Source organism: Litorivivens sp. (genome assembly GCF_041625495.1).
In the GTDB taxonomy this organism is placed as follows: domain Bacteria; phylum Pseudomonadota; class Gammaproteobacteria; order Pseudomonadales; family Spongiibacteraceae; genus Litorivivens.
This window is the reverse complement of sequence record NZ_JBFJTH010000258.1, coordinates 1-3,451: the sequence shown is the minus strand read 5'-3', so window position 1 is coordinate 3,451 and position 3,451 is coordinate 1. Positions and strand designations below refer to the sequence as shown.

The window sequence follows — 3,451 nt, the reverse complement described above, 5'->3', positions numbered from 1 at the left end:
GGAGGGTTCTCACCCGGCCTCTTGGCCGGATAAACAAAAAACCCGGCTGAAGCCGGGTTCTTTGTTTATATGGCGGTGAGGGAGGGATTCGAACCCTCGATCCAGTTTCCCAGATATACCCTTAGCAGGGGCACGCCTTCAGCCACTCGGCCACCTCTCCAAAATCGTCGTACTGTCGATCGTTCTTTTTAGCGGCGGATTTAATCGGTTTTAGCCGTCAAAATCTGCCTTTGCGCACGGCTGAAATCACCATAAACGCACACCGCGCCACTCTTGCGGCGCAACGAAAAACGCGCGGCATCATCCCACACTGAGCGAATATGCAAAGGGGGAGCTGCTAGAAAAACGCAAAATTGCTCAATTATTCAGCAGCTTGCGCATCTAAACCGCTTTCCTTACGGATTTTTTCGTAGACTTCCTCGCGATGGACGGCCACATCCTTAGGGGCCGTCACACCTATGCGTACCTGATTGCCTTTGATACCAAGTACGGTCACCGTAACTTCGTCGCCAACCATCAGTGCTTCACCGATACGACGGGTGAGAATCAGCATGTAATATCTCCACGTTATCTCTCCGTGATAACTGGGTTACGCCGTCCGGGGCAACTGTAATGAATATCAGGAAGGCTCCTGGATAGGTTCCTTATCCAGCTCGAAACCATCGTGCAGCGACCTGACCGCCAGCTCAAGGTACTTCTCATCAACCACCACCGATATCTTGATCTCCGAGGTAGTGATCATTTGAATATTGATGCTTTCCGCCGCGAGGATTTTGAACATCTTGCTGGCTATCCCAGCGTGCGACCGCATTCCCACGCCTACTAGAGAGACCTTCACAATTTTGGCGTCGGCTTTCACTTGCTCCGCACCAATCTTCTCGGCAATTCCTCGCAGTATCGCTTCGGCTCGCGCAAGATCGTTGCGGTGTACTGTAAATGTTAGATCAGTTTTGCCGTCATCGCCAACGTTTTGTATTATCACGTCAACCTCGATATTGGCATCACCGATCGGCGCCAGTATCTGCGAGGCGACGCCCGGGCTATCCGGCACCCCCACTACGGTCAGTTTCGCTTCATCGCGGTTAAAGGCGATACCTGCAATTGAAGGTGTTTCCATTTCCGATTGTTCCTCAAGGCTGATCAGGGTTCCGGGGCCCTCTTGAAAACTGTGCAGTACGCGCAGCGGCACATTAAACTTGCCAGCGAACTCAACTGCACGAATTTGCAGAACTTTTGAGCCCAGGCTGGCCATTTCCAGCATTTCTTCAAAGGTAATACGGTCAAGACGTCGCGCGTTTTCAACCACCCGAGGATCCGTAGTATATACGCCGTCCACGTCGGTATAGATCTGACATTCGTCAGCTTTAAGTGCGGCAGCAATGGCGACAGCCGTGGTATCGGAGCCCCCACGCCCCAGCGTAGTGATATTGCCTTGCTCGTCGACACCCTGAAACCCGGCCACGACCACTACGCGGCCAGCGGCCAGGTCTGTGCGAATATTGTCGTTGTCTATTTCTCGAATCCGCGCTTTTGTGAAAGCACTGTCGGTTAGAATCTTTACCTGGGCTCCGGTGTACGAGCGGGCCTCTAGACCTCGCTCTTCCAGCGCCATGCTCAGCAGCGCAATGGTAACCTGCTCACCGGTAGAGACCAGCACATCCATCTCACGCGGATTCGGTTTATTGCTGATCTGTTTGGCAAGGTCAATCAAACGATTGGTTTCACCGCTCATGGCCGATACAACCACGACAACGTCATGCCCTTGCGCGCGAAACTTACCTACTTTTTCAGCAACAGACTGGATGCGCTCTACTGAACCCACCGAGGTGCCACCGAACTTCTGAACTATCAGACTCATTGATTTGCTTTCCAACAATAAGGGCTCTACCCGCAAACTTTGCGCCCATAACAACCACGTTGCTTAGGCTCCTGTTTAACCGGCGAACATTCCCACCTATAGATTCTTGACATACTCTGCTGCCACCGCGAGGGCCTTTTCGACATTCGCTGGCTGATCGCCGCCACCCTGCGCCATATCTGGTCGGCCACCGCCCTTGCCGCCGACCGCTGCTGCGGCCTGACGCATTAGGTCACCTGCCTTGAAGCGACCAGTCAGGTCTTTGGTAACACCAGCGGCCAGCGCCACTTTATCGCCTTCGACAGCCGCCAGTAACAGAACACCCGACTGCAGCTTGTTTTTCAGCTGATCCATGCTGTCGCGAAGAGATTTGGCATCGGCGCCCTCAATCTTTACCGCCAACACTTTAACCCCATTGACCTCAACAGCCTCGGACGTCAAATCACGACTGCCTGCAGTGGCGAGTTTGGCCTTGAGCCGATCAATTTCTTTCTGCAGCTCGCGGTTGCTGCTCACCAGCTGCCCAAGCTTACTGTCAAAGTTTTCCGGCGTCGCTTTGAGCGTCGCCATCGCAGCGCCCAAACGCTTGCGATCAGCAGACACTTCCTGCAACGCCCCTTCGCCAGTCACGGCTTCAATACGCCGTACACCAGAGGCAACGCCGTATTCAGCACTAATGCGAAACAGGCCAATGTCGCCCGTTCGGTCAACGTGAGTACCACCGCAAAGCTCTACCGAGAAGCCATCCCCCATGCTGAGCACACGAACCTCATCACCGTATTTCTCGCCGAATAACATCATGGCGCCGGCCTGTTTGGCGCTTTCAATGTCTGTCACCTGAGTTTCTACCGCCGTATTGCGGCGGATTTGCGCATTCACCATGGCTTCGATGGTTTGCAGTTCTTCCGCACTCACTGATTCGGGGTGAGAGAAGTCAAAGCGAAGCCGTTCAGCATTCACCAGTGAGCCTTTCTGGGCAACGTGATCACCCAGCACCGTTCGCAGGGCTGCATGCAGCAAGTGGGTCGCCGAGTGATTCAACGCCGTCGCCTGACGAATATCGGCCTTTACCTCTGCCGTAACCGCATCGTTTACCTTGAGCGCACCACTGACAAGGTTCCCATGGTGTAAGTGATGATCGCCATTCTTCTGGGTATCAAGCACTTCAAACCGGGAGGTGGCCGCCGTAATCAAGCCTGCATCCCCGGCCTGACCACCGGATTCTGCGTAGAACGGCGTTTTATCCAGAACGACGACACCGCTTTCCCCCTCGGCCAGCGAGGACACCGCAGCACCATCTTTGAACAGCGCGACAACACGGGCATCACCGACTAACGAACTGTACCCACAGAATTCGGTCTGGCCGTCGAGCTCCAGTTTCTCACCACTGGCCATCTTGAACGAACTGGCTGCCCGGGCGCGCTCGCGCTGCTGTTGCATACAAGCCTCAAAGCCCTCCATATCCAGAGTGAGGTCTTTTTCACGAGCAATATCGGCCGTCAGATCAACGGGAAAGCCGTAGGTATCGTACAGACGAAAAACCGTTTCGCCCGGAATCACGCTACCTGCCAACCCTTCGAGATCCTGTTCGAG

General features: G+C 54.4%; 3 protein-coding genes and 1 tRNA gene. All 4 read right to left on the bottom strand.

The window, feature by feature from the left end; translation table 11 throughout:
• Positions 1–70: 70 nt before the first annotated feature.
• A tRNA-Ser gene (locus tag ABYP39_RS18075) sits at positions 71–160 on the bottom strand.
• Between the two features lie 201 nt (positions 161–361).
• Positions 362–553: a carbon storage regulator CsrA gene (csrA, locus tag ABYP39_RS18070; RefSeq protein WP_372749207.1), complete on the bottom strand. Its 192-nt coding sequence runs from the start codon at positions 551–553 to the stop codon at positions 362–364.
• 66 nt (positions 554–619) lie between these two features.
• Positions 620–1,858 (bottom strand): aspartate kinase, encoded by a 1,239-nt coding sequence (locus ABYP39_RS18065; RefSeq protein ID WP_372749206.1) that lies wholly within the window; start codon positions 1,856–1,858, stop codon positions 620–622.
• 96 nt (positions 1,859–1,954) lie between these two features.
• Positions 1,955–3,451: alanine--tRNA ligase (gene alaS / locus ABYP39_RS18060; RefSeq protein WP_372784005.1), on the bottom strand; the 1,497-nt coding region annotated here is incomplete at its 5' end.